We start from the raw sequence: 20,399 nt of genomic DNA on the forward strand, positions 1-20,399 counted from the left end.
GTCTTCTGGAATGTTCTTTTCCAGCTAACACAGGCGCGCCGCACGTCGCCTGAAGATCAGACGTTTTTATCGCCGAGAAACGGATTGCCGCCGGGCGTCTTTGATTTGTCCGGTTCGGTTTTGTGGGTGAAGACCGTTATCTCGGCGCCGGGCGTATATTCGTCAATGTCGTCTTTGCGGGTGAAGGCGCCGCTATAATAATTGTCATCGACGGGCGACAGATAGACATATTCGATCTGCGCGCGCTTATGAACGTCCTTCGGCCGGTATCCGTGTTTCTGCGCGACCAGCGGCGCCAGGGCGCAATCCATATAGGCAAGATCATTGGTGTCTTTTTCCACGATCTCGCCGCGGCTGGTCTTGATGTAGCAATCAAACGTGACCGTCTTGATCCTGGCGCTTGTCTGCACGTAGTTCTTTTCAAAATCCTGCGCCTGCGAAAACATCAGGCCGGTAATGCCGGTGAGCGCAACGCCGGCCACTGCAATCTGCTTGACGAACATTTTCTTCTCCCAATCGCAAGCGATCAAGGGTGAAACAAACCCCCTAATTCTTGCCGGAAATGGCCGTTAGAATTTTAAGAATCTCCCATTGCTCCGTAGGCAAATCGCAGGCATGCGAACTGATTGCGCATAATCGCCGTGTCCGCGCGCATTTGGTTAAAGCTATGCCAAATCCGGCCCGGCAATTTGGGCGTCCTAAAGAAGTTCGCATAAGCATCCTTCTGCTATGAACATGGCCGATACGGGAGAGAGGGGCGGGCATGTCTTTTGGACGACGCGGCGTAAAGCAAGACAAACACGGCATGGCGCTGGCCGGATTTGGGCGCAGCGCGACTGGCAGCGCGAGTCGCGGCAAAGGCGCCTATGGCGAAGAGTTCGTCATGAAATACACCCTGCTGGAAGCGGTGATCGGCGCCGCAGGCATGGCGGTCTGCTGGTATTTTCTTGAACCGGCGATGAGCGGCGCCGCCATGACCGGAAAGGCGATGTTCATATCCGGCATATTCGCCCTTTGCTTTCTGGGCTGCGCGTTTCTGGTGTGCGCCGGGCTATGCGGCAAAATGAAATTGAAGATCGATGCAAACGGCCTGACCCAGGGAACGCTGTTTGGCGAAAGCCATCTCGCCTGGCAGGATATTGACGGGTTTGAAATTCTGACGGTGAACTACAGCAAATCCATCTTCGCCAAAGCCAAAAAAACATCCATGCTGTCGATGGCGAAAAAGGTCACCATTCCGGTCAGCGCCTTTAAATCCCGCCATCAGGAATTGCTGGAATGGACCGCGTCCTATCGCGCTGATCTTGTGCCGCATATTCTCGCGGTGATGTCGAAAGTCGGCGCGAAGAAACAGGTGCGAGAGCTGCTCGAAAAGAACGGCGAGGGCGCGGTCTAGGCGCCGCCCGGTCGCCCGGCGGCAATCGATCAGGCCTTATTTTTCCGCCTTTTTTCAAACGCCGCCATCTGTTCCGGCGTCGCCTTTTTCTGGTGTTTTTCTTTCCACTCTGAATAGGGCATGCCGTAGACGCGCGCGCGGGCTTCATCCTTGGTGAGCGTGACGCCTTCCGCCTCCGCCGCCTCGCGCCACCAGTCGCCAAGACAATTGCGGCAGAAATCGGCGAGTATCATCAGATCGATATTCTGCACGTCGGTGCGGTTTTGCAGGTGAGAGACCAGACGCCGAAACGCGGCGGCGTCCAGCCTGTCGCGAAGCTCGGGAGAAATCTCGGTCATGGCGTTTATCCTCAAAATCAGTTTTCGTGATATGGCGGTTTTTGAATTGGTCGCATGATTGTCGCGAAAATCCGGCAACCACTTTTTCGCATCACGCTCTCAGTGTATTGAGCCTTATGGCGATTTCAATTGGCGATATAGAGATTAAAGACTGGGAGCTTGTTGAGACCTTCGTTCGCGCCTCCGGGCCCGGCGGGCAGAATGTCAACAAGGTCGCGAGCGCGGTACAGCTGCGCTTCAACGCCAGAAACTCGCCGTCGCTCCCGGATGCGGTGAAGGCGCGCCTCAAAGCGATTGCGGGACGGCGCATGACCGCCGCCGGCGAGATCATCATCGAGGCGCAGCGCTTCCGCTCCCAGGAGCGCAATCGCGAGGATGCGCGCGCGCGGCTCGCCGCCATGATCGAGCGCGCCGCGACGCCGCCCAAGAAACGCATCAAGACGCGGGTCACCGCGAACCAGAAGCGCAAGCGCGTGGAAGATAAGCGCCGCCGCGCGAAAATCGTCGCGGGGCGGAAAAAGCCCGGTTTGATTGAGGATTGACATTATTTCGGTTATTTCCTAAATAACGAAATATGAATGATGTCTATAAGGCCCTAGCTCATCCGGTGCGCCGCAAAATTCTCGAATTGCTGCGCGAGCGCGCCCATAGCGCCGGCGAACTGGCGGATGCGTTCGACCTTGCAAAGCCGACCTTGTCGGGACATTTCGCGGTGCTGCGCGAGGCGGGGCTGGTGGATTCCGATCGCGACGGCACGACGATCATCTATCGCATCAACCTGTCTGTCGCTGAAGAAGCGCTGTCGGGATTGATGGAGCTGTTGCGCATTGGCGATGAGGCGCCGCGCGCCATGGTGAAAACGGAGACCGCGCGATGATACGCAAAGGACTGACTTACAGCCTTCCGGTATTGGCGGCGATCATCGCGATTACCGTATACGGATGGATGATGATTGAGCCGGGCGCGCTTCTCCCCTCGCATTTCAATATTCATGGCGTCGCTGACCGGCATATGCGCAAAGAGCCTTTGCTCTTGTTCTTTCCGGGGCTTGCCGTCGCCCTGACCGCGATGTTCGCGCTGCTGCCGCAGATTACGCCGCGCCGGGATAACCTTTACAAAAGCGCGGCGTTTTATCTGACTGCATGGGTCGGCGTGCTGTTTATATTGGCTGCGGCGGAACTGATGATCATTCGCGCCGCCATGACGGGCGCATCGCCATCCTTGAATTTTATCACTGTTCCTGTCGCGCTTTTAATAATTGCGGTGGGGAATTTCATGTCGAAAACCCGCTCCAACTGGCTCGGCGGCGTCAGGACGCCATGGACCCTGTCGAGCGAGCATGCGTGGAAAATCGCCAACCGGACCACCGGCTGGCTGTTTGTTTTGACGGGTCTCGGCTCGATTGCGGCGACCTTTGCGCATTCGGATCGCGCCGGGATCGCGGTGCTTGTCGCCGGTGCGCTGACCGCGGGACTGGCCGGCGTGGTGGTTTCCTATTTCGCCTGGCGCGCCGACCCGGAACGCCGTGGCGCGCCGCTCGATTCGTGATAGGCTCTCCGCATGTGAAAACGATGCGGGAGAAAATCACATGTTCAAGAAAACCGCGATTATAGCGGGTTCATTTTTTCTGATTATTTCAAATGCGCTCGCCGCCGACGCGCCATTGACCGTTGATGCGGCGAAACGCTTTGTCGAGAGCCTTGACGCCGTGAAGGCGCTTGGCGAGCAGCTTGAGGCGTCGGGCAAGACCGAACAAATGCAATTCGATGTGCAGCCAAAGCCGGGAGAAGAGTTTCGGCCTTACTCGAAATCGGTGATGGCGATGAAGGCGAAATATCCGTCCGACTACGCACAATTGCAAAAAGCGGTGAAGTCGCACGGCTTCGGCGCTGAAGAATGGGGCGTCACCGGAGACCGGGTGATGCTCGCTTATATGGCGCGCAAGATGGAGAAGGAGAATCCGGGTGCGATGGCGCAGATGCATTCGATGGATGCTTCCATGCTTGAAATGATGCCGCCTGAAATGAAGCAGCAATTGGCGCAGGCGCAAGCGATGATGCAGACGATCGCCGCCGCGCCGCCGGCGGACAAGAAAGTCGTTGCGGAAGTCGAAGCCGAACTCGACGCCTTTATGGACGAGGAAGAGCGCGCCCATGCGGGTCGCCATTAGGCCTGTCGCACCTTGAATGACGGCGGTGATAGACCGCGAAGAGGCCCGGACGCGCAGCAGGCGTGTCCGGGCTTTTCTGTTTGAAGGGGATGGTTGCGCCTCCGCCAGGAGAGCCGACAGAGCGCCGATGGGAGGGCCAGTCAACTGGACCGCAGCGCCAGGGGAACGGCGTCTCGCGGCGGAAGCGCAAGGAGGATGTCTGCAGCAGCGCTCAGGGATGTTGGGCGCATGCGATGGACGCCGCCGCAGACATCCATAAAACGGCGTAGCGCAATGTTTCCGTCGCGGCTGGGGTCATTTCGGCGCTGTAAATTTTTTCGACGGAGGCGCGCCCATGCTACGTTTAACCCCAGCGCGCTTATGCGCCCAAGGTGAGGATCTCTGACAGATGCGTTTCCCGGTTCTTTTTCTATGTCTTGCCGCCAGCCTTTCCGCCTGCGCGCCGGGCAAGCCCTCGCGCGGCGGCGGTTTTCCAAGCGGTCCGATCGGCGTCAATCAGCCCTCGGCGCTGCTGGCGCAGGCGCGCGACATGAATGCCCGTGAAGGATGCGCCAGGGCGGCCCCCGTTTATCGCATCGTGTCGAGCCATGGCGAGGGCCATGAGGTGGCGCAATATGAATTGGGCGCCTGCCTGTTGGAAATGACCGGCGCCAGCGATGCGGAAACGGCGCTGTTCCGTCAGGAGGCGCTGTTCTGGCTGGAGCGCGCCGCATGGGCCGGCAATCCGCGTGCGCAAGGCAAGCTGGCGGAACTGTTGAGCGGCGCCCCGGCCTATGGGGTGACGTTTGTTCCGGCGGATGCGCAAGAGGCGATGATGTGGTCCATCGTCTATGCGGCGAATGGCGTGCGCGATGTATATGGCTTGCGCGACTTGCCGCCTTTGGTGCGCGATCATCTCTCCGCGTCGATTTCACCGCAGGCGCTTGCAGCGGCCCAGCGCGAAGCGAGCGCTTATGTGAAAATCTCCATGAGCGAGTTTGTGCCGACGGCGCGCGGCGATGAAAATCAACGGGGGCAGGCGAGCGACGAGCGGCAGGGCCCGCCAGAGGGCGGGCGCAGACGCAGGCCGCAATAAATGCGCGCTTGAAAGCAGTTGCGGCCCCATGCACCCTCGCAAAGAAATATGCGAAGGGTATGGGTGATGAAGAAAACAGCGTGGCTGGCCGCAATGCTGGCGCCAATGCTCGCTATAGTCGGCTGTGCCGCAACGGAGCCCGAAATGCAGCAAAGCGCATGGCCAACGCTAACCGGCGAACCGCCGATCATTATCGCCCATCGCGGCGCCAGCGGTTATCGGCCTGAACATACGCTTGAAGCTTACGCCCTCGCGATTGAACAGGGCGCCGATGTGATCGAGCCCGATCTTGTCTTCACCAAGGATGGCGTGCTGGTCGCGCGCCATGATCGTTATCTTTCAACGACGACCGATGTGGCAATCCATCCTGAATTCGCCGACCGTAAAAAAACCAATGCCGACGCCAATGATGCGCCGCGCGAAGACTGGTGGGTGGAGGATTTCACCCTGGCGGAGATCAAAACCCTGCGTGCGGTGCAGCCCTTTGCTGGCCGTTCAAAGGAATATGACGGGCTTTATGAAGTCCCGACTTTCGCTGAGATACTGGCGCTTGCCTCGCGGCGCGCGGCGGATCTGGGCCGGCCTGTCGGGGTTTATCCGGAAACCAAACATCCGGGATATTTTGAAAATATCGGGCTGGATTTCGAACAGCCCTTGCTTGCCGCGCTTGAGGGCTTCGATGCGGGACCGGTGTTCATTCAGTCCTTCGAGCCGGACATCCTGAGGCGCCTGAAAGGCAAGGCAGACGCGAAACTCATCCAGCTTGTTTTTGAAGAAGCCCCCGGCGCCGGGTCCAATATTCCGCTTACGGATATTGCGGCCTATGCGGATGGCGTCGGGCCGGCGAAAAACATTATCCTGCCGGAACGCGGCAAGCCGACATCATTTGTCGCTGAGGCTCACGCGCTGGGTTTGATGGTGCATCCATGGACTTTCCGCGCCGATCAGCCGAACGACAATGTCGGCGCGGTCATGGCGGTCGTTTTTGAGAGTCCCAAAGGCGGACAGACGCAGACTATTAGAGAGGGCGAGGAAGCACCGTCATTCGAAGAAGGGAAACTCATTGCCGAAATCGAGTTCTTCATGCGCGAGGGCGTCGACGGCGTGTTCACCGACTTCTCCGACACCGCTGTGAAAGCCCGCGCCGACTATCTGCAACGCGGCGACTGACGCCGCGCCTTGCCCGCCCTTGCGGCATCGCCTAGCCTTCGCGCAACCTGCCGGCGCGTCCGGCCCTGATTCCGGAGCGTTGTAAGATGGTGTCCCATAAGTCCCTGTTCGCTGCTGTTGCGCTTGGCGCGCTCGCCGCCGCCTGTGGTCAGAAAGCCCCGCAATCTGCGGCGGAAACGCCTGCCGCAGAAGCGCCGGCGCAAACCGAGTCCGAGCGGCTCAATGCCTGGTTTGAAGAAAAGTTCGAGGCCGGCGTCGCCCGTTCGCCAATGATGCAGACGTCGCTGGGGCGCAAAACCGATTACGATAAATGGGATAATGCGAGCGACGAATTCGCGCGCGAATCCTATGAGCTGCACATGGCCTCGCTGGCGGAATTGCGCGCGGGTTTTGACGCCGACAAGCTCGATCCCTCGGCGAAGCTTTCCTACCGGCTTTATGAATATCAGGGCGAACAGGCGGCGCAAAATTTCCCCTGGCGCAATCACTGGTATCAGTTCAGCCATTTCACCGGACCGCATAGTTCCGTGCCGACATTTCTGGCGAACCGTCATCGCGTCGACAGCATCGAAGACGCCGAAGCGTATATTGCGCGGCTAGCGGGCGTTAAGGCCTATCTCGGCCAGCATCAAAAGGTCGCTGAAGACCAGTTTGCAAGCGGCGTCTTTCCGCCGAAATGGTCCTACGCGCAGATGATCGCCACGTCGCAAAACATCATATCCGGCGCGCCTTTCGACGATAGCGACGAGCCTTCCGCCATGCTCGCCGATATCAACCGCAAGGTGAATGCGCTTGAGGTTAGCGACGAGGTGAAAGCGGATCTGCGCGCCCGCGCAATTGAAGCGCTACAGACTTCCGTAGCGCCGGCCTATCAATCGCTGATTGCGATGTTCGAAGCGCAGATGGCTGAGGCGGGCGATGATGACGGCGCCTGGAAGCTGCCTGACGGCGCGGCCTATTACGCAAACCAGCTCGCGCGCATGACCACAACGGACATGACCGCCGATGAAATACACAATCTCGGCCTCGCCGAAGTCGAGCGCATTCACGGCGAGATGAATGCGATCAAGGATGCGGTCGGCTTTGAAGGCAGCCTGCAGGAGTTTTTCGCCTATATGCGCGAAGACCCCGATGAACGCTTCACCTATTCGAATAATGATGAAGGCCGGGCGCAATATCTCGCAGAGGCGACGGCGATCATCGATGCCATGCGCGCCCGGCTGGATGAATTGTTCTTGCGCAAGCCGAAGGCGGAGCTGCTTGTGAAGCGGGTGGAGCCGTTCCGTGAAAACGCGGCGGGCAAGGCGTTTTACCAGCGCCCGGCGCCGGACGGATCGCGCCCCGGCATCTATTACGCCAACCTCGCCAATATGGAGAATATGCCGACCTACCAGATGGAGGCGCTTGCCTATCACGAGGGCATTCCCGGCCATCACATGCAGATCGCCATCGCGCAGGAGCTTGAGAACACGCCGAGCTTCCGCCGCCTTGGGGGCTACACCGCCTATTCCGAAGGCTGGGGGCTATATTCTGAATACATCCCGAAAGAGATGGGGCTTTACGCCGATCCCTATTCCGATTTCGGGCGGCTCGCCATGGAGCTGTGGCGCGCCGCGCGCCTGGTGGTCGATACCGGCATTCACGACAAGCGCTGGAGCCGCGAGGAGGTGATCGACTATCTGCTCGCCAATACGCCGAACCCGGAAGGCGACATCACCAAATCGACCGAGCGTTATATCGTCATGCCTGGTCAGGCGACGGCCTATAAAGTCGGCATGCTGAAGATTCTGGAATTGCGCCGCCGGGCTGAAAGCGTTCTGGGTGACCGCTTCGACATTCGCGAGTTCCATGACGTGGTGCTGCGCGACGGGGCGGTGCCGCTGGCGATTTTGGAAGAAAATGTCGACGCCTGGATCGCGGAGAAAATGGCGGGCTAAGGCGTCTGCGCCTTTGCGCGCGGGGGATTTTCTTCTATGGCTGGGCCCATGAGCAACGCCGATTCGCGCCTTCCCCTATCCGCCTATATCCGCACGCTGAACGAAGCGCGGATGATCGCCGATGTGGTGCGCGCGGCGCGGCTTGTCGCTGACGAGGTTGTCGTGATTGACTCCGGCTCGTCGGACGGCACGCAGGATATTGCGCGGGCCGCGGGTGCGCGGGTCATCGCGCAGGACTGGCTCGGCAACGGCTTTCAAAAGCGCGCTGCGGAAGACGCCTGTTCTCATGGCTGGCTGCTCGATCTCGATGCGGATGAGATTATCAGCGACGCGCTGGCGGCGGAAATCCGGGCGCTTTTCGCTGCGGGCGAACCGCCTTTGAAAATCTACCGCACCATGCTGGCGCTGGTCCCGCCTGTGGGCGCGCCCTGGCGCGATTTCGGCCTGCAGGTCCGCCACAAGCTTTATGACCGGCGGGCGGTGCGGGCGCCGGCGCATAAAGCCTGGGACCAGTTCGAGATGCCGCCGGGGATTGAAGTCGGGCGTTTGCACGAGCCAATCCTGCATCACGCCTTTACCGGCGCCGCGCAATTCATGGACAAGCTCAATCACAATTCCGGCGTGCGCGCCGAGGCGCTGCCGCTCAAGTCAACGCCTTATCTGGCGCTGCGCATTATTTTCGGCATGCCGTTTTATGTGGCGAAGAAATATATCCTGCAGCAATATTTTCGCGGCGGCGTCTATGGGTTGGCGCTGGCGGTGATGTCCGGCTACGGACGATGGCTGCGCGATGTGAAAATGTGGGAGCGCGCCCGGGGCGCGGCTCCCGCATCCGTCAAAGACGACAGGCCCTAGCGGCCGCGCCGCGTATAGCTGATCACGTCGCGCGCATCATAGACGCTGGCGCTGCGCGGCGGCGGGTTGTTGCCCATCAGCACTTCGATGGAGACAATCGCATCATCATCATAGCGATCGTCATAGCGCGGGCGGTCGTAATAGTCGCCATTATGACTGCGCAGGCGCTCATAGCGCTCGAAATCATCATCGCGGAACATGCGATTGCGGCTTACAACCTGAAACCAGTCATAGCGCTGATCAAGCGTCAGTTCCGCCGCGCGGCGAAGCGCCCAATCCTGCGCCAGTTCGGTGTCGCCATTGTCGATGCGGTATTGCACGCGAAATCTGTTGTCATCGATTTTGGTGTCGGTGTAGCCGCTGTCATATTGCGACTGGGCCGGTTCATAGACCGGTCCGTAAGAACCGGTTGCGCAACCGGCGAGGGTCAGCGCGGCAAGCGCTGCTATGCCGTATGTTTTCATGACGCTCTCCTTGAAACGTATGAAGCAAACAACATGACGGCGCTAAGGTTCCGGCCGGGACGGTGCGGCTAGGCCCGCTCGTCCTTGGTCGAGTCCATGACAATGTAGGAAGTAATCGCGGTGACGCTCGGCGCCTGGCCCAGCACTTCCGTGTGGAAATGTTTATAGGCTTCAAGATCGGGCGCTTCGATGCGCAGGATATATTCGACCACGCCGGTGACATTGTGGCACTCGCGCACTTCCGGCGCGCGGGCCATGGCTTTTTCAAACGCGTCCTGCGCTTTTTTTGTGTGCTCCGACAGGCCGACCGTGACATAAGCGGTGAAGCCGCCGCCAACGGCCTTGCGGTTCAGGACCGCCTTGTAGCCCTGAATGACGCCGCTGCGCTCCAGCTCCTGCACCCGGCGAAGACAAGCCGAAGGAGACAGGCCCACCTTTTCAGCAAGGTCTGTATTGGAGATCCGGCCATCACGCTGGAGCTCATGCAATATTTGCGCATTAATTTTATCTATTTTCGTCATTTGATGTGAAAATACGAAATAATCAGCAAAGATTGCAAGCTAATTTTTCACCTAACGCTCTATGGTTGTTTACATGACAACTGAGCTATTCGCCGCATTCATTGCTTTCGCTTTTGTCGCCTCTGTTACGCCGGGGCCGAACAACCTGATGCTGATGGCTTCGGGCGCGAATTTCGGCGTCTTGCGGACGCTGCCCCATCTGCTTGGCGTGTCGGGCGGGTTCACCTTGATGATCGCCTTGATCGGGCTCGGCTTCACGCGCCTGTTCGAGGCGTTTCCAGCAAGTCTTGTCATACTCAAATTCGCCAGCGTCGCCTATCTGCTTTATCTCGCCTGGCGGGTGGCGACGGCGGCGCCGTCCTCCGCCCATAATGGCGCCAGCGCCGGCGAAGGGGAGGCGACACAGGCGCAACCGCTCAATTTCTGGCAGGCGGCGGCGTTTCAATGGGTCAATCCAAAAGCCTGGGCGATGGCGATCACCGCCATCGGCGCTTACACGCAGCCGGAAAAGCTGTTGCTCAGCGTTGCGTTCGTCGCGCTGGTGTTCGGCGCGGTCAATCTGCCGACCATCACCTTGTGGATGACGGCGGGCGCGCAATTGCGCCGCTTCCTGTCGAGTCCGCTCAGATTGCGCGTGTTCAATATTGTTGCGGGCGTGTTGCTGGCGGCGACGGCGGCGCCGATCATGTTCGCCGGCAAGGTCTGATCCGCTAGGCCGGGTAGTAATCCTTGACCATATTGAGCTCTGCGAGATCGGGCTCGTCATAGTCATCCGCTTCGATCGCCGGGCGCGGCGGCAGGTCGATCGGATCAAACGCCTCTTTGTTGAACTCATAAGGCACGCGATCAAGGATGGCGCGGATGATGTTGAGCCGGGCTTTTTTCTTGTCATTGCCGTCGACAACCAGCCACGGGGCTTCATCCGTATGGGTCAGGGCGAACATCTTGTCGCGATATTTGGTGGATTCAATCCACAGCTGGCGGCCCTTCAGATCGATCGGGGAAAGCTTCCAGCGTTTGCGCGGATCACAAGCGCGATCCTGAAACCGCTGCTCCTGCTCTTCCGGAGAAACATGGATCCAGAACTTGATCAGGATGAGCCCGCTATTGATCAGCATATGTTCAAATTGCGGGACTTCGCGCATGAAGGTTTCGTGTTCTTCATCGCTGCAAAAGCCCATCACCGGCTCGATAACGGCGCGGTTATACCAGGAGCGGTCGAACAACACGATCTCGCCGCCAGACGGCAGATGCGCCACATAGCGCTCGAAATACCATTGCGTGCGTTCGCGGTCCGACGGCTTGGGCAGGGCGGCGATGCGCCAGATGCGGGCGTTCATGCGCCGCATGATGGTTTTGATGGCGCCGCCTTTGCCCGCCGCGTCGCGGCCCTCAAAGATCACCGCGATCTTCATGCCGGTGCGCGCGACAGTTTCCTGTAGCTTCGCCAGTTCGAATTCCAGCTCTTCAAGTTCTTTTTCGTAGCGCTTGTTTCTCATGAGGCGTCGGTTCCTTGCGGCGCGCCATCCGGCGTAAAGCGATAGGCCTTGCGGCAGAATTCACAGGTGACGGAGATGGCGCCGTCTTCGACCATATCGCGCAAATCCTCTTCGCTGTAGCGCGCCAGCACAGCTTCGATTTTCTCGCGATTGCACGAACAATCCGCGCGCAGGGGCTGCGGGTCAAACACCCGGACGCCGTCCTCGTGAAACAGGCGGTAGAGCAGCGTCTCGGCGCTGATCAGCGGGTCCAGCAATTCGTCATCCTGCGTGGTTTCCACAAAGGCGCGGGCGCGCTCCCAGCATTCGCGATCATCGGCGTCGAACAAAACCTCTTCGCCGCGCTCGCGGGTTCCTCCTTCATGGGGCACGAACTGGGCCATCAGCCCGCCGGCGCGCCAACGCGGCGGCTCGCCCGGCGCCTGAATGCGCCCGACCGCCAGTTTGACGATAGTGGGGATCTGTTCCGACTGCATGAAATAGGCGACCGCCGCATCGGCGAGGGTTTCGCCCTCGATCGGCGTGACGCCCTGATAGCGCTCCATATCCGGACCCTGGTCGATGGTCATCACAATCGAGCCTTTGCCCAGCAGCGCTTTCATGCCCTGCGGCAGATCGATGTCAGCCGCTTTCGCCGCGCCGCGCAAAGCGCCGCCGGCGGAATAATCGGCGACCACCATGGAGGCGGGGCCGTCGCCCTGGGCCTGGAAAATCAGCTTGCCGTCGAATTTCAGCGCGGCCCCCATCATGGCGGTCAGGGAGATCGCCTCGCCGAGGAGAACCGATAGCGGGTCTGCGAATTTGTGTGCGGACAATATTTCGTCAATCGCGCCGGAGAGGCGCACGATGCGCCCCCGCACGGCAGTGTCGGCAATTTGGAACGGAACGATGATGTCGTCCATGACGCGTCGGCTTTCTTGAGCTTGCGGGCGCTTATGCGCCGCCTAATCCTTGATTTTATAGCCTGAACGGATGAGCAGGTAACAGGCGAAGGAAAAGGCGAGGGAGAGGGCGAAGGTCGCGCTGACGGCGATGTGCCATGGCGCTTCGGCGACGCCGGTGAAGCCTGAACGGAACCCGTCGATCAGATAATAGACCGGATTGAAGTGGCTGATCGTGCGGAACGGCTCGGGCAGGTTGGCGACGGAATAAAACGTGCCGGACAGAAAGGTCAGCGGCGTGATGACGAAATTGGTGATCGCCGCCATCTGGTCGAATTTGTCGGCCCAGATGCCGCCAATCGCGCCAATCGCGGCGAAAATCACCGCCGCGGCCATGGCGAAATAAATCACCGCCCACAAGGCTTTAATCGACATCGGCTCGCCGAACAGCGCCATATAGACCGCGCAGGTCACGGCCGTCACGGCCCCGACCAGTATGCCGCGGGTCGCCGCCCCGGCGATGAAGCCGATGGTTAGTTCCCCTGCGGATAAAGGCGGCATCAGCACATCGACGATTGATCCTTGCACCTTGGAAATAATGATGGACGAGGATGAATTGGTGAAGGCGTTGGTCAAGATCGCCATCATGGTCAGGCCGGGGGCCAGAAATTCGACAAAGGAGACGCCGTTGACGGCCGGCCGGGCTCCCCCGAAAGCCTGTGTAAAGACGATCAAAAACAGCAGTGTAGAGATGACCGGCGCGACCACGGTCTGGAACATGACCTTCATGAAGCGGCGCACTTCCTTGACATAGAGCGTCCACAGACCAAGCCAGTTCACCGCGCCAAACCGTCTGACGCCAAAGGCGTAGGCGTTGTCTGCGGGGGCGCGGGCGGCGTCGGAGGAGCTTTCAGCAAGGGTCATGAGAAGATTTCTATGTTGCGTTGCGGTCGATGTCTCGCGCCTAGTCCGGCGCCCGTCAAGTCAACACAAAGTGTGCGCCCGAAAGATATCAACATGTGGTGGGCAAAAAATTGTCATGGCGCCATGTTGTGTTTCCGTTTCTACGGGGTACTATATTTAGGCGCGTATGGGACGGCGCATATTCAAGACACCAAATATTGAGATTTTCACCGGCGCGGGCGAGCGCAGCCCGGGAAAAACCTAGGAGACGAGCGACATGGCCTGGACAGATGAGCGGGTAGAGCTTCTGAAAACCTTGTGGGCCGAAGGCCTGTCGGCGGCGCAGATCGCCAATAAGATGGGCGGCGTGACCCGCAATGCGGTGATCGGCAAGGTCCATCGTCTCGGCCTGTCGGGCCGGGCGACGCCAGCCAAACCACAGCGCGGATGCGGACCGACGCAAGAACGGCGCGAAGTGGCGCCGGTTGCAAAACAGCCCGTTCGCCAGGAAGTGAAATCAGTGATCCCGGAGCCGGAGTCGATCACCGCGCTGGTGCTCGATAGCGGCGACATGACCACGGTCGCGACCATCAAGAACAATATGTGCAAATGGCCGATTGGCGATCCGGCGCGCGATGATTTCCATTTCTGCGGCCAGGCCGCCGGCGCCGGCAAATCCTACTGCACCTATCACGCGCGCATGGCGTTCCAGCCGCCGCAACGCCGCGAGAGCAATCCGCCGCGCCGCCAGCCTGCGCAATTGGCGCAGCGCCGCGCCGCCAGCTAGGCGAACGCACATCAATCAAAAAAAGCCCGCTGGTCCAGCGGGCTTTTTTATTGCGGAATTTTGCTATTTTACGTCGAGGGCGTAGCCGGCGGATCGCACCGTGCGGATCGCGTCGCCCTGTTTGAATTTGTTGAGCGCCTTGCGCAGCCGTCCGATATGCACGTCGACCGTGCGCACTTCGACAAAGACGTCCGAGCCCCAAACCGCGTTGAGCAATTGCTCGCGCGAGAACACCCGTCCGGGGTGCTGCATAAGATGGTCCAGCAGGCGGAACTCCGTCGGGCCGAGATGGATCTCCTTGCCGCCGCGCATCACCTTGTGGGAGACGCGGTCCATGGCGATGTCGCCATGCTCGACAATGTCGTCGGCGAGACCGGGGCGGATGCGGCGCAGGATCGCCTTGAGGCGGGCGATCAGCTCTGCGGTCGAAAACGGCTTGGTCAGGTAATCATCGGCGCCGGTCTCGAGCCCGCGAATGCGGTCCGCCTCTTCCGAGCGCGCGGTCAGCATGATGATCGGAATATTGCGGGTTTCCGGCTTTGAGCGAATGCGCCGGCAGACTTCAATGCCGGAGACTTTCGGCAGCATCCAGTCGAGGATGATGATGTCCGGGGCGAATTCCTCGACCTTCAAAAGCCCTTCCTCGCCATCGGTGGCTATGGCGACTTCGAACTTCTCTTTGGCGAGGTTGTATTCAAGGATCGTCGACAGCGCGTCTTCGTCCTCAACGATCAGAACCTTGGTTTCCGGCATACTGTTCGTCCGTTTGCTTTGGCGTTCGCGCCCGGTCTTTCGATCAGGCGTCCGCTTGTGGCTGTCAGCTTGCCGCCGACCCGGACTGCTTAGGCGGCGAAACCACCGTTGTCGAGGTCTTGTCGCCCTTTGGACGGCGCTCGATCATGCGCGTGCCGGTAATGAGAAAATGCAGCGCTTCGGCGATATTGGTGGCGTGGTCGCCGACGCGCTCGAAATTCTTGGCGGTGAAGACGAGATGGGTGCAGGCGTTGACGCTGGCGGGCTCGCGCATCATCGCCACCAGGATCTCTTCGAAGACAGAATTGTAAAGCTCATCGAGATCGTCATCGCCGCCCCAGACGGCGAGCGCGGCGGTGAGATTGCGCGCGGAATAGGCGTTCAGAATATCTGAAAACTGGCGAAGGCTCGCCCGGCCCATGCGCGCCACGCCCGAGGTCGGCCGGGCCGGGGCCTCGCGGCTGACCACAAGCGTGCGTTTGGAAACGTTCTTTGCAAGATCGCCCACACGCTCTAATTCGCCGGCGAGCTTTGAAACGGTCATGACTTCACGCAGCGCGTCTTCCGGCAATGGCCCCTTGAGCAGCAGCTCCATGACCTTGCCTTCAATCTCGTGGTCCAGCGTATCGATCCGCTCATCGCCGGCGATGACCTTTTCCGCCGCGGCCAGATCGCGCCGTTCAAATGCAAGCACTGCATTGGCCAACTGGTTTTCCACCTGTCCGGCCATACGCGACAGCGCCGTCTCGAGATCGAGCCGGGCTTGATAGGACGATTGTGGCGCTACTGCCGCCATGACGCGCAAAGTCTCCAGTTGTGCGGATCGAGGGACCGCTTACATGCCCATTTTTTATGACAAAACCGTGTCAGGCACAAAATTGAGGCGCAATATTTGCGCCAAGCGGCAAGTAATATTTTTCCACCGGTGCGGAAGTCAAGATGCGCGTTGAAAATAGCAGGTGAATGCAGCGCCGCCGGCGAGCCGGCTTTCAATCTGAAAACCGCCCTTATGACGGTTCATGATGTGCTTGACGATGGCCAGCCCGAGGCCGGTGCCGCCGCTTTTGCGGCTGCGCTCGATATTGACCCGGTAAAAGCGTTCGGTCAGGCGCGGCAGGTCGGCGCGCTCAATGCCGGGGCCGAAATCGCGCACCTGCACATAGACGAGATCGTCAATGCCGACGCCGAGCCGGGCGGCGACCTGTTCGGCGCTGTCGCCGGAACGATGCGCAGGCGGACCTTCAGTGAACGGCGTCGGCGCCGCGCCGCGGCCGACGCGAATTTTCACCATGGCCGGTTCGCCGCCATATTTCACGCCATTGTCGATCAGATTTTGGATCGCCTGAAAGATCTCGTCGCGTTCGGCGCGGATGGTCGCTTCTTCATCCGTGTCCTTCGTAAAGTCGACAATGGCGCCGCCCGCATCGAAAAGCGGCGCGAGACTGTCAATCACGTCTTCGGCGATTTCAGCGAGATCGACGCGCTGGCGCGGCGGCACATGTTCGTTCAGTTCGATGCGCGACAAGGACATCAGATCGGCGACCAGGCGCTGCATGCGTTCGGCTTGCGCCTGCATGGTGCCGAGAAATTTCTCGCGCGCTTCCGGGTCATTCTTGGCGTGTCCGCGCAGGGTTTCAATGAAGCCGAGCATCGAGGCGAGCGGGGTGCGCAATTCGTGACTGGCGCTGGCGATGAAGTCGGCGCGCATTTGTTCGACGCGGCGTTCGCTGGTCAGATCGCGAATGAACACCAGCGCGCGCGGGCTGGATTCCAGGCCGGCGCCAATATCGACCGGCGTGATATGGGCCCGGCAGGTGCGCTCAACGCCGCTGGTGGTGGTGAATTCAACACTGACCGGTTCGTGGTTCGTCAGCACGGTTTCCGCTGCTTCAAACACATCCGGCGCGCGCAGCACCGAGGCGAAATGGCGGCCGGTGACATCCGGCAAGCCGACCAGTTCAAGCGCGGCGGGGTTGGCGTGTTCGACAATGCCTTCCGCATCCAGAATAAACAGCGGTTCGGGCAAAGCGCGGGCGACGCCTTGCGCCATGCGCAGCCGCGCCATCTCCGCTTCCTGCGCGTTCAGTTCGGTTTCGACGATGCGTTGCACCGGCGCGGCCCAGACCCGGCCCGATGAAAATCGGTAGCGCACGGCGAGCGCCGCCATGAAGGCGATCCAGGCGAGCAGCGCAATGCGCCAGTCCGAGATGCCGACCGCGACAAGCGTTGCGCCGACGCCGGCGCTGATGCCCGCCGCCCACATGAAGTCGCGGGCGCGCACGCGCGCGGCGGTGTTTCGGATCAGGCTGGCGAGATCATCTTGCATTGGGACAGGTTTTACCGCGGGCGTTTGAAAGCGAAAGCCGCGCCGCCGAGAAATCCGGCCAGACCTTGCAGGGCGAGGCCCATCGCATCGCGCGCGCCGCCGATCGCGCCGGCGCCGCCGCCTGCGGCGGAGCCTTCGACCAACACAATGAGGGTTACAATCGCCGCCGCGCCCGCGACCGGATAGGCGACCGGCGCCAGCGGCTTCAAGATGCGTTTCACGACGAATGCAACGGCGAAACCGAGGGCGAGCGCTGCTGCAAAAACCTCCAGAAAGGAAGGTTGATCATAATTTCTTTGCGCCAGCCCGATGAAATTCTCGGTGAAGGTGTCGATCATGTCCTGCCGGGAATAGACCGCACCGATCTCCTCCATCTTTGCGATCACTTGCTGGGTGTAGAAGGCGACGGAGAGGGAAAAGGTCACGGCGACCGCGAGCACATAGGCGAAGATTGTATTGACGACTCTCATTTGACCTCTCCAGAACCGGCTTCCCACTAGCAGGGCGCCCACCGTCGCGGCGCCGATATTCCTGCCCCCGCAATATTGACGGCGCGGGCATGGCCCGCCTACCCATGGGGCCCCCGCCTGTCTATGGGGTCGATGTCATATTCCAATTGAAAGGGCGTGACCATGGCGACAATGTCCCGTTTTCTGACCATCTGCAGCTGCGCGGCGCTGCTGACTGCCTGTTCCGGCGCTAATGACGCCTCTTCCGCTGGCGCTGCGCCCAAGGGCGGCGGCGATTCCGCGCTGCAGGAAACGCTGGCCGATCCGGCGCCGGATGGCGAAACCGCCCTCAATGTCGAGATTCTGGCGGACGGCCTGGTCAATCCATGGTCAATCGCATTCCTGCCCGACGGCGCGATCCTGGTGAGCGAGCGCGAAGGCCGCTTGCGCGTCATTCGCGACGGCGTGCTGGTTCCTGAGCCGGTGTCGGGCGTGCCGGAAGTGCTGGTCTGGAATCAGGCGGGCCTGTTCGACATTTTGCTGCATCCCGATTTCGCCGAGAATGGCGTCCTCTATCTGAGCTACGCCCATGGCACGCAGCAGGAAAATGCGACCCGCGTTGCGCGCGCGGTTTTCGACGGCGCGTCGCTGAGCGATCTTGAAGTGCTGTATGACGCCAAGCCGACCAAGGACACCGGTCACCATTATGGCGCGCGCATGGTCTGGGGCGGCGACGGCAAGCTCTATGTCACCATCGGCGAAGGATCGAAATACAAGGAAAAAGCGCAGGACATGGCGACCAGTTTCGGCGCGGTCCTGCGGCTTAACGAAGACGGCTCGATTCCGGAGGACAATCCGACCTTCGGCGATGGCGAGCGGCCGGAACTGTTCACCAAGGGGCACCGCAATCCGCAAGGCCTCGCCTATGACGCAGAACGCGGCATTTTATGGGAACAAGAGCATGGTCCGCGCGGCGGCGATGAAATCAACATCATCGAAGCGGGCAATAATTACGGCTGGCCGCTGGCGTCTTACGGCATTGATTATAATGGCGCGCGGATTACGCCGTTCACGGAATATGAAGGCACGACGCAGCCGGTGAAATACTGGACGCCCTCCATCGGACCGTCCGGTCTGGCGGTCTATCGCGGCGATCTGTTTGCAGGCTGGGACGGCGATCTGCTCGCGGGCGCCATGTCCGGCGCCGCCTTGCATCGGGTCGTGATGGATGGCGACAAACCATCCGGCGAAGAACGCTATCTGCTGGATCGCGGCGAGCGCGTGCGCGATGTGCGGGTCGGGCCGGATGGCGCGATCTATGTCGCAACCGAGCGCCATGAAGATGCGAATGCGGGCAAGGTGTTGCGCCTCACCCCGCAATAAGCAGGGCGGTTCGACCGTCTACGGAATAATCGGCGCGGCGATGGCCCGCGCCGCCGCCTGACGCGCAAAGCGCAAGGTCACCGCCTTGCGTCTTGCGGCGTTTAACGGGCGGTCTTCCGAGGCGCGCGCAATGGCGGCGCCGAACTCGTCGGCGATGATCAGCCCTTCCGTGCCGGGCAACAGCTCGCGCGGAAAATCCTGGTCGACGGCGAAATAGAACTGGTCGCAAAAATCGAGATAGTCCGGCCATTTCTGGTCCACATCGAAATCGGCCCGGCAGGATTTCACCTCAGCAATGATCAGCTTGCCGCGTCGGTCGAGCCCGGCAATGTCGGCGCGCCGGCCATTGGCAAGGCGAAATTCCCATAAGGGCGACAGGCCGAGATCGATGAAAAGCCGCGAGACGCCGCGGGTCAGCGCGATGGTGCGGTCCGGACGCGCAAGCTCGCCCGGCTGTCCTGTGGGCTGCCCTGTGTGCTGTCCGGCGGGCTGGTCATGCCGCTGGTCGGGGACTTGATCGGGAAGCGGAAAGGTGTTCTGCATTTGTTCATTCAAGCGCGCCGAGGCGGCGAGCGTCAAGGCCAAATGCGTTAACGGGAAATCTAGCCCTGGAATTCCGGCAATTGCACCACAAGACCGTCCAGCGCGTCGCTGACCTTGATCTGGCAGGACAGGCGCGAGTTTTCTTTCGGCTCATAGGCGAAGTCGAGCATCGACTCTTCCATGGATTCCGCTTTGCCGGTCTTTTCCACCCATGCCGCGTCCACATAGACATGACAGGTGGCGCAGGCGCAGGCCCCGCCGCAATCCGCATCAATGCCGGGCACCATGTTCTTGACAGCGGCCTCCATCACCGACACCCCGGTCTCGGCGTCGACGACATGTTCGGTTCCGTTCTTTTCGACAAAAGTAATTTTGGGCATGAGACTCGCGACAGTGGCTGGATTGCAAATTGAAGCCGTGGATGTAAGCGATCAGGGCGTGAGGGCAAGCCTTTTTTGCCAGAATGAAGGATAAGGCTCCGGCTGGAATGTGGGTGAAGAGAATAGATCTGCCCGATGAAACGGCGACAATGGCGCTGGGGACGGCGCTTGCGCTGGTGTTGAAGGCTGGCGACCTCATCCGGCTGGAAGGCGATCTCGGGGCCGGGAAATCGACGATCGCCCGGGCGCTGATCGCCGCGCTGACCGGCGTGACGAATGCGCCGAGCCCCACTTTCACCCTTGTCGAGACCTATGAAGGGCCGGATTTTCCGCTCTGGCATTTTGACCTTTACCGGCTGGAGCGGCCGGAAGATGTGTGGGAGCTGGGGCTTGAGGATGCGCTGGATGGCGGCGCGTCGCTGATCGAATGGCCGCAACAGGCGGCGGGATTGTTGCCGGACGGCGCGCTGACCGTGAAACTGGAAATGGCGGGCGCGGCGCGCTGTGCGGCGATTGCGGGAAATGAAGACTGGCGCCAGCGCCTGGAAGCGGCGGGAATCGCGTAAAGA

Annotated in this window: 26 protein-coding genes; 13 read left to right on the top strand and 13 right to left on the bottom strand. The window is 60.4% G+C overall.

Annotated elements, in window-relative coordinates; translation table 11 throughout:
• Positions 1–56: 56 nt before the first annotated feature.
• On the bottom strand, positions 57–503 hold the full coding sequence (locus AC0L8G_RS03490) for a hypothetical protein (protein WP_473386827.1): 447 nt from the start codon (positions 501–503) through the stop codon (positions 57–59).
• Positions 504–763: 260 nt separating this feature from the next.
• Here AC0L8G_RS03490 and AC0L8G_RS03495 point away from each other — a divergent pair, with 260 nt between their 5' ends.
• On the top strand, positions 764–1,396 hold the full coding sequence (locus AC0L8G_RS03495) for a hypothetical protein (protein WP_473386828.1): 633 nt from the start codon (positions 764–766) through the stop codon (positions 1,394–1,396).
• A gap of 29 nt (positions 1,397–1,425) precedes the next feature.
• On the opposite strand, the gene AC0L8G_RS03500 is transcribed toward AC0L8G_RS03495, so the two are convergent.
• Positions 1,426–1,734 (bottom strand): DUF1244 domain-containing protein, encoded by a 309-nt coding sequence (locus tag AC0L8G_RS03500; protein WP_473386830.1) that lies wholly within the window; start codon positions 1,732–1,734, stop codon positions 1,426–1,428.
• Between the two features lie 116 nt (positions 1,735–1,850).
• Here AC0L8G_RS03500 and arfB point away from each other — a divergent pair, with 116 nt between their 5' ends.
• The 8 genes from arfB to AC0L8G_RS03540 all read left to right on the top strand — a co-directional run bounded on the left by arfB (position 1,851) and on the right by AC0L8G_RS03540 (position 8,941).
• Positions 1,851–2,276 carry an alternative ribosome rescue aminoacyl-tRNA hydrolase ArfB gene (gene arfB / locus AC0L8G_RS03505; protein WP_473386832.1) on the top strand — a complete coding sequence of 142 codons (426 nt, stop codon included), beginning with the start codon at positions 1,851–1,853 and terminating at the stop codon, positions 2,274–2,276.
• Positions 2,277–2,308: 32 nt separating this feature from the next.
• Complete coding sequence (locus AC0L8G_RS03510) at positions 2,309–2,611, top strand: metalloregulator ArsR/SmtB family transcription factor (RefSeq protein WP_473386834.1); 303 nt, start codon at positions 2,309–2,311, stop codon at positions 2,609–2,611.
• Complete coding sequence (locus tag AC0L8G_RS03515; RefSeq protein WP_473386835.1) at positions 2,608–3,282, top strand: SdpI family protein; 675 nt, start codon at positions 2,608–2,610, stop codon at positions 3,280–3,282. Before AC0L8G_RS03510 ends, AC0L8G_RS03515 begins: the two co-directional genes overlap by 4 nt.
• 40 nt (positions 3,283–3,322) lie before the next feature.
• Entirely contained in the window at positions 3,323–3,904 is a 582-nt protein-coding gene (locus tag AC0L8G_RS03520; RefSeq protein ID WP_473386836.1) for a hypothetical protein, read from the top strand.
• 388 nt (positions 3,905–4,292) lie between these two features.
• Positions 4,293–4,979, top strand: a complete 687-nt coding sequence (locus tag AC0L8G_RS03525; protein ID WP_473386838.1) for a hypothetical protein — start codon at positions 4,293–4,295, stop codon at positions 4,977–4,979.
• 66 nt (positions 4,980–5,045) lie between these two features.
• Positions 5,046–6,149 (top strand): glycerophosphodiester phosphodiesterase family protein, encoded by a 1,104-nt coding sequence (locus AC0L8G_RS03530; RefSeq protein ID WP_473386840.1) that lies wholly within the window; start codon positions 5,046–5,048, stop codon positions 6,147–6,149.
• Positions 6,150–6,235: 86 nt separating this feature from the next.
• Complete coding sequence (locus AC0L8G_RS03535; RefSeq protein ID WP_473386842.1) at positions 6,236–8,086, top strand: DUF885 domain-containing protein; 1,851 nt, start codon at positions 6,236–6,238, stop codon at positions 8,084–8,086.
• A gap of 48 nt (positions 8,087–8,134) precedes the next feature.
• Complete coding sequence (locus AC0L8G_RS03540; protein ID WP_473386843.1) at positions 8,135–8,941, top strand: glycosyltransferase family 2 protein; 807 nt, start codon at positions 8,135–8,137, stop codon at positions 8,939–8,941.
• Here the strand turns inward: AC0L8G_RS03540 and AC0L8G_RS03545 are convergent.
• Both AC0L8G_RS03545 and AC0L8G_RS03550 read right to left on the bottom strand, forming a co-directional pair.
• Positions 8,938–9,405: a CC0125/CC1285 family lipoprotein gene (locus tag AC0L8G_RS03545; protein WP_473386844.1), complete on the bottom strand. Its 468-nt coding sequence runs from the start codon at positions 9,403–9,405 to the stop codon at positions 8,938–8,940. The genes AC0L8G_RS03540 and AC0L8G_RS03545 overlap by 4 nt on opposite strands.
• A 68-nt stretch (positions 9,406–9,473) precedes the next feature.
• Complete coding sequence (locus AC0L8G_RS03550; protein WP_473386845.1) at positions 9,474–9,926, bottom strand: Lrp/AsnC family transcriptional regulator; 453 nt, start codon at positions 9,924–9,926, stop codon at positions 9,474–9,476.
• 73 nt (positions 9,927–9,999) lie between these two features.
• Between AC0L8G_RS03550 and AC0L8G_RS03555 the strand changes: the two genes are divergently transcribed.
• Positions 10,000–10,632: a LysE family translocator gene (locus tag AC0L8G_RS03555; protein ID WP_473386847.1), complete on the top strand. Its 633-nt coding sequence runs from the start codon at positions 10,000–10,002 to the stop codon at positions 10,630–10,632.
• Positions 10,633–10,636: 4 nt separating this feature from the next.
• On the opposite strand, the gene ppk2 is transcribed toward AC0L8G_RS03555, so the two are convergent.
• From ppk2 to AC0L8G_RS03570, 3 genes are read right to left on the bottom strand one after another with little or no spacing between them, the layout of a single operon-like run.
• Positions 10,637–11,425 (bottom strand): polyphosphate kinase 2, encoded by a 789-nt coding sequence (ppk2, locus tag AC0L8G_RS03560; RefSeq protein WP_473386848.1) that lies wholly within the window; start codon positions 11,423–11,425, stop codon positions 10,637–10,639.
• Positions 11,422–12,327: an Hsp33 family molecular chaperone gene (locus tag AC0L8G_RS03565; RefSeq protein ID WP_473386850.1), complete on the bottom strand. Its 906-nt coding sequence runs from the start codon at positions 12,325–12,327 to the stop codon at positions 11,422–11,424. The genes ppk2 and AC0L8G_RS03565 overlap by 4 nt, the downstream gene beginning before the upstream one ends.
• 42 nt (positions 12,328–12,369) lie before the next feature.
• A complete protein-coding gene (locus AC0L8G_RS03570) occupies positions 12,370–13,230 on the bottom strand; it encodes an ABC transporter permease (RefSeq protein ID WP_473386853.1) in 861 nt (286 codons plus the stop codon).
• A 256-nt stretch (positions 13,231–13,486) separates the two neighbouring features.
• On the opposite strand from AC0L8G_RS03570, the gene AC0L8G_RS03575 reads away from it, so the two are divergent.
• Complete coding sequence (locus AC0L8G_RS03575) at positions 13,487–13,996, top strand: GcrA family cell cycle regulator (RefSeq protein WP_473386855.1); 510 nt, start codon at positions 13,487–13,489, stop codon at positions 13,994–13,996.
• Between the two features lie 63 nt (positions 13,997–14,059).
• Here the strand turns inward: AC0L8G_RS03575 and phoB are convergent, their stop codons facing one another.
• From phoB to AC0L8G_RS03595, 4 genes are all read right to left on the bottom strand, one after another.
• Entirely contained in the window at positions 14,060–14,749 is a 690-nt protein-coding gene (phoB, locus tag AC0L8G_RS03580; protein ID WP_473386857.1) for a phosphate regulon transcriptional regulator PhoB, read from the bottom strand.
• Between the two features lie 64 nt (positions 14,750–14,813).
• Entirely contained in the window at positions 14,814–15,545 is a 732-nt protein-coding gene (gene phoU, locus AC0L8G_RS03585) for a phosphate signaling complex protein PhoU (RefSeq protein WP_473386858.1), read from the bottom strand.
• A gap of 138 nt (positions 15,546–15,683) precedes the next feature.
• Entirely contained in the window at positions 15,684–17,075 is a 1,392-nt protein-coding gene (locus AC0L8G_RS03590; RefSeq protein WP_473386860.1) for an ATP-binding protein, read from the bottom strand.
• A gap of 11 nt (positions 17,076–17,086) precedes the next feature.
• The gene (locus AC0L8G_RS03595) at positions 17,087–17,545 is read right to left on the bottom strand and encodes a hypothetical protein (protein ID WP_473386861.1); all 459 of its coding nucleotides are present in this window, start codon (positions 17,543–17,545) and stop codon (positions 17,087–17,089) included.
• 162 nt (positions 17,546–17,707) lie between these two features.
• Between AC0L8G_RS03595 and AC0L8G_RS03600 the strand changes: the two genes are divergently transcribed.
• Positions 17,708–18,907: a PQQ-dependent sugar dehydrogenase gene (locus tag AC0L8G_RS03600; RefSeq protein WP_473386863.1), complete on the top strand. Its 1,200-nt coding sequence runs from the start codon at positions 17,708–17,710 to the stop codon at positions 18,905–18,907.
• Positions 18,908–18,925: 18 nt separating this feature from the next.
• Here AC0L8G_RS03600 and AC0L8G_RS03605 read toward each other — a convergent pair whose 3' ends face one another.
• Both AC0L8G_RS03605 and AC0L8G_RS03610 read right to left on the bottom strand, forming a co-directional pair.
• Entirely contained in the window at positions 18,926–19,450 is a 525-nt protein-coding gene (locus AC0L8G_RS03605; protein ID WP_473386865.1) for an MmcB family DNA repair protein, read from the bottom strand.
• A gap of 59 nt (positions 19,451–19,509) precedes the next feature.
• A complete protein-coding gene (locus AC0L8G_RS03610) occupies positions 19,510–19,830 on the bottom strand; it encodes a 2Fe-2S iron-sulfur cluster-binding protein (protein ID WP_473386867.1) in 321 nt (106 codons plus the stop codon).
• Positions 19,831–19,937: 107 nt separating this feature from the next.
• On the opposite strand from AC0L8G_RS03610, the gene tsaE reads away from it, so the two are divergent.
• A complete protein-coding gene (gene tsaE / locus AC0L8G_RS03615) occupies positions 19,938–20,396 on the top strand; it encodes a tRNA (adenosine(37)-N6)-threonylcarbamoyltransferase complex ATPase subunit type 1 TsaE (protein WP_473386870.1) in 459 nt (152 codons plus the stop codon).
• The last annotated feature ends 3 nt before the right edge of the window (positions 20,397–20,399 follow it).

Source organism: Hyphococcus sp. D3-15, assembly GCF_055809375.1.

Bases quoted from the DNA above. Each gene is read 5' to 3' on its own strand.
- AC0L8G_RS03610 (WP_473386867.1), bottom strand. From the start codon at position 19,830: ATGCCCAAAATTACTTTTGTCGAAAAGAACGGAACCGAACATGTCGTC.
- tsaE (WP_473386870.1), top strand. From the start codon at position 19,938: ATGTGGGTGAAGAGAATAGATCTGCCCGATGAAACGGCGACAATGGCG.
- AC0L8G_RS03545 (WP_473386844.1), bottom strand. From the start codon at position 9,405: ATGAAAACATACGGCATAGCAGCGCTTGCCGCGCTGACCCTCGCCGGT.
- AC0L8G_RS03565 (WP_473386850.1), bottom strand. From the start codon at position 12,327: ATGGACGACATCATCGTTCCGTTCCAAATTGCCGACACTGCCGTGCGG.
- AC0L8G_RS03575 (WP_473386855.1), top strand. From the start codon at position 13,487: ATGGCCTGGACAGATGAGCGGGTAGAGCTTCTGAAAACCTTGTGGGCC.
- arfB (WP_473386832.1), top strand. From the start codon at position 1,851: ATGGCGATTTCAATTGGCGATATAGAGATTAAAGACTGGGAGCTTGTT.
- phoB (WP_473386857.1), bottom strand. From the start codon at position 14,749: ATGCCGGAAACCAAGGTTCTGATCGTTGAGGACGAAGACGCGCTGTCG.
- AC0L8G_RS03500 (WP_473386830.1), bottom strand. From the start codon at position 1,734: ATGACCGAGATTTCTCCCGAGCTTCGCGACAGGCTGGACGCCGCCGCG.
- phoU (WP_473386858.1), bottom strand. From the start codon at position 15,545: ATGGCGGCAGTAGCGCCACAATCGTCCTATCAAGCCCGGCTCGATCTC.
- AC0L8G_RS03520 (WP_473386836.1), top strand. From the start codon at position 3,323: ATGTTCAAGAAAACCGCGATTATAGCGGGTTCATTTTTTCTGATTATT.
- AC0L8G_RS03570 (WP_473386853.1), bottom strand. From the start codon at position 13,230: ATGACCCTTGCTGAAAGCTCCTCCGACGCCGCCCGCGCCCCCGCAGAC.
- AC0L8G_RS03510 (WP_473386834.1), top strand. From the start codon at position 2,309: ATGAATGATGTCTATAAGGCCCTAGCTCATCCGGTGCGCCGCAAAATT.
- AC0L8G_RS03600 (WP_473386863.1), top strand. From the start codon at position 17,708: ATGGCGACAATGTCCCGTTTTCTGACCATCTGCAGCTGCGCGGCGCTG.
- AC0L8G_RS03595 (WP_473386861.1), bottom strand. From the start codon at position 17,545: ATGAGAGTCGTCAATACAATCTTCGCCTATGTGCTCGCGGTCGCCGTG.
- AC0L8G_RS03590 (WP_473386860.1), bottom strand. From the start codon at position 17,075: ATGCAAGATGATCTCGCCAGCCTGATCCGAAACACCGCCGCGCGCGTG.
- AC0L8G_RS03490 (WP_473386827.1), bottom strand. From the start codon at position 503: ATGTTCGTCAAGCAGATTGCAGTGGCCGGCGTTGCGCTCACCGGCATT.
- AC0L8G_RS03555 (WP_473386847.1), top strand. From the start codon at position 10,000: ATGACAACTGAGCTATTCGCCGCATTCATTGCTTTCGCTTTTGTCGCC.
- AC0L8G_RS03515 (WP_473386835.1), top strand. From the start codon at position 2,608: ATGATACGCAAAGGACTGACTTACAGCCTTCCGGTATTGGCGGCGATC.
- AC0L8G_RS03550 (WP_473386845.1), bottom strand. From the start codon at position 9,926: ATGACGAAAATAGATAAAATTAATGCGCAAATATTGCATGAGCTCCAG.
- AC0L8G_RS03530 (WP_473386840.1), top strand. From the start codon at position 5,046: ATGAAGAAAACAGCGTGGCTGGCCGCAATGCTGGCGCCAATGCTCGCT.
- AC0L8G_RS03540 (WP_473386843.1), top strand. From the start codon at position 8,135: ATGAGCAACGCCGATTCGCGCCTTCCCCTATCCGCCTATATCCGCACG.
- AC0L8G_RS03525 (WP_473386838.1), top strand. From the start codon at position 4,293: ATGCGTTTCCCGGTTCTTTTTCTATGTCTTGCCGCCAGCCTTTCCGCC.
- AC0L8G_RS03535 (WP_473386842.1), top strand. From the start codon at position 6,236: ATGGTGTCCCATAAGTCCCTGTTCGCTGCTGTTGCGCTTGGCGCGCTC.
- ppk2 (WP_473386848.1), bottom strand. From the start codon at position 11,425: ATGAGAAACAAGCGCTACGAAAAAGAACTTGAAGAGCTGGAATTCGAA.
- AC0L8G_RS03605 (WP_473386865.1), bottom strand. From the start codon at position 19,450: ATGCAGAACACCTTTCCGCTTCCCGATCAAGTCCCCGACCAGCGGCAT.
- AC0L8G_RS03495 (WP_473386828.1), top strand. From the start codon at position 764: ATGTCTTTTGGACGACGCGGCGTAAAGCAAGACAAACACGGCATGGCG.